A 2,329-nucleotide genomic window follows, 5' to 3' on the forward strand; every position below is an offset into this window, starting at 1 on the left:
CCGGGGGTGGGGGGAACCGTTTTTTTCGAGACGACGAAGTTGCCGACGCAGGGCGCTGCTGTTGCTCTGCCGATAAGTTCCTCCATGCTCTCCTCGGTGATGTGAAGTGCGCCGGTCCAGCCTGTATGCTCGTGCATGGCGTGGACCTCCCCGAACGCCGAGACCATCCCGCCCTTCGCGAGCGTTTGCGAGTCGATGGAGGTGCCTTTCTTCTCCTTTTTAGCCAGTGGCCTGATCCTGTCCGCATAGGCCTTCAGGTTTACATAATCCCTGCGGCCAAGGTCCTCGGTCTCCGCGACCGTGCAGGTTTCGCCCGTGGACTTGATCTTGATCTTTACGGTAAGCCGTCCATTGTCCGAGGCCCCCGTGCTGGTTTCCATGTCGGCGACTCCCAAGGACTTCCAGAAGTCCGCGGGGTCCGTGCCCCCCAACATGGGCCCGACGGTGACGGAGACATCGGCGGGCTTGAAGACGCCATCGCTCCACGCCTGGGAGGCGAACTGCGCGGCGCGGAACCCCGCGACGGTGTTGAAGATGACGTCGGAGCTGACGTTGGCGTTTTTCACAAGCTCATCGACGAGCGAGCCGAGCTCCAGCACCTTCTTGGAACCGTCCTTCCCCACGAAGACGAGGGAGTTGCCGTACAGGACGTCGTTCAGGCCCTTGTCCTTCGGACAATCGCGGACCTCGAAGCCTCCCAGGAAGGGCGAGACCTGTGCCAGACCGGCCAGGCGCGTCTCCTCCTCCGCGGTGGACGCCCCCTTGCCCTTGAGCTCGAAATAGCGGGGCGAGAGCATCTTCTCCGTGGCGCGGAAAAGCAGGGACTTTCCCGTCGAAAGGGCCGAGACTCGGAACCATGCGTCGGCCAGCTTCAGATCCTTCTCCGCGGTCAGGGACCCCGCGGCTCCGAGCACGATCCTGCCCTCGGGGACGCGCAGTCCTTTCGTCAGAAATTCCTTGACCTTCGGATCGTTCCATCCCGTCTCGACCGTCACGTCGTCGGCATGGAACTTCTTGTCCTGCCAGAGGCCGGAGGCGGTCTGGGCCAGCCTGAAGAGCATCGTCTCCGTCAGGCCCCGGTTCCGCCCCGTCAGTTCGAGGTTCCCGCCCGTGGCCTGCAGCCTTCCATCCTGAACGAGGACCTGGACTCCGACGCCCTTCTCCAGGACCCGGTACTCATAATCCCCAACTTCAGGCTGCTCGAGGACCTTCTCGAGCAGGTCGCTCAGGCGCTCGTACTCCTTGTCCAGGGCCTTTTCCTCATCGGTCTGCAGCTCCTTGGGCCATTCTGTCGCCATTTGCTCGTTTAACTTATCGAACACCTTCTTCTGCTCTTCCTCGGTAAGCTCGTTGAATTTCTTTCCAGGATGATCCGCGTCGAGGATCGCCTGGAGCAATTTTTTCCGCAGAGCCATCCAGCGTGTTCTCAGCTTGGCGTTCCATTTCGCGGCAACCGTGAAGATGTCCTCGGCCACGTCCTTGATCGGTGTGCACAGGAACCGCTCGCCGGAGGACCGGGACCGCCCCGAGAACTGGAACTTTGGAGCCCCCGCGGTCATGGCGAAACGCCAGCTCAGCCAGATGCCCTGGTCGGTTCCCTCATAGTACTTTTCCCTCTGGAAGAAGTTCAGCGCGCACCCGAACAGCCATTCCGACCGCAGGGTAAGATCGTAGGGGCGAAAGACCTTCTCCGGGGACTGATTGCGCTCCAGAACCTGCATCAGACGATAGTTCATACGGCGGTTCGAACAGCTCCCCATCAAATTGAAGGAATCCTCTACCTGCTTTCCGCCGAATGTGCGGACCACCTTCATCTCGTTGGGGATCCGACCCTGAGCCGGAGGTTCCGCCGCGACGGGACGAGGCGTCCCCGCGAGCGCGAACGACAGCGCCAACAACACGCCAAACGCCGCCAATACCTTTTTCCGCATTTCTCCACACATTCCTTTCCGGGCGCCTCTGCGCCCTGTAGTCCTTCCTCCCCTCTGCCGGTGCGTCCGGCTTGGGAGAGCCCCAAGAGGCGGCCTCGCGGGGTTCTCGCCCCCGCTTCAGCCGCCCGACCCTCTCCTTCTTCCAGGTTGGAGAGGATCTGAATTTATTTTTGTTTGTTTATGCAAACAGATAATAGGTCTGCTTCAGGGCGTTGTCAAGCCCGGAGGCGCGTCCGGTATACGAGGCTTGAGCACCATCGTGTTGCAGCCATGCAGGGAAATCGTTGTTGAAATCTTGTCTTGACTGCTTGTTTTTTGAAGGGGAACTATCGTTTTTTCCGGTGTGCTGCGCTGAGGAATGGTGAAAATATCTATGTGTCTTTTTAATCTATTGGGAA

General features: G+C 60.0%; 2 protein-coding genes. Both read right to left on the bottom strand.

The window, feature by feature from the left end:
- Positions 1-1,931: hypothetical protein (locus tag Q0176_RS07760; RefSeq protein ID WP_299301116.1), on the bottom strand; the 1,931-nt coding region annotated here is incomplete at its 3' end.
- A 204-nt stretch (positions 1,932-2,135) separates the two neighbouring features.
- A partial coding sequence (locus Q0176_RS07765) for a hypothetical protein (RefSeq protein ID WP_299301119.1) occupies positions 2,136-2,329 on the bottom strand: 194 nt, incomplete at its 5' end.

The sequence above is a fragment of the uncultured Fretibacterium sp. genome (assembly GCF_938040765.1).
Taxonomy (GTDB): Bacteria; Synergistota; Synergistia; order Synergistales; family Aminobacteriaceae; genus CAJPSE01.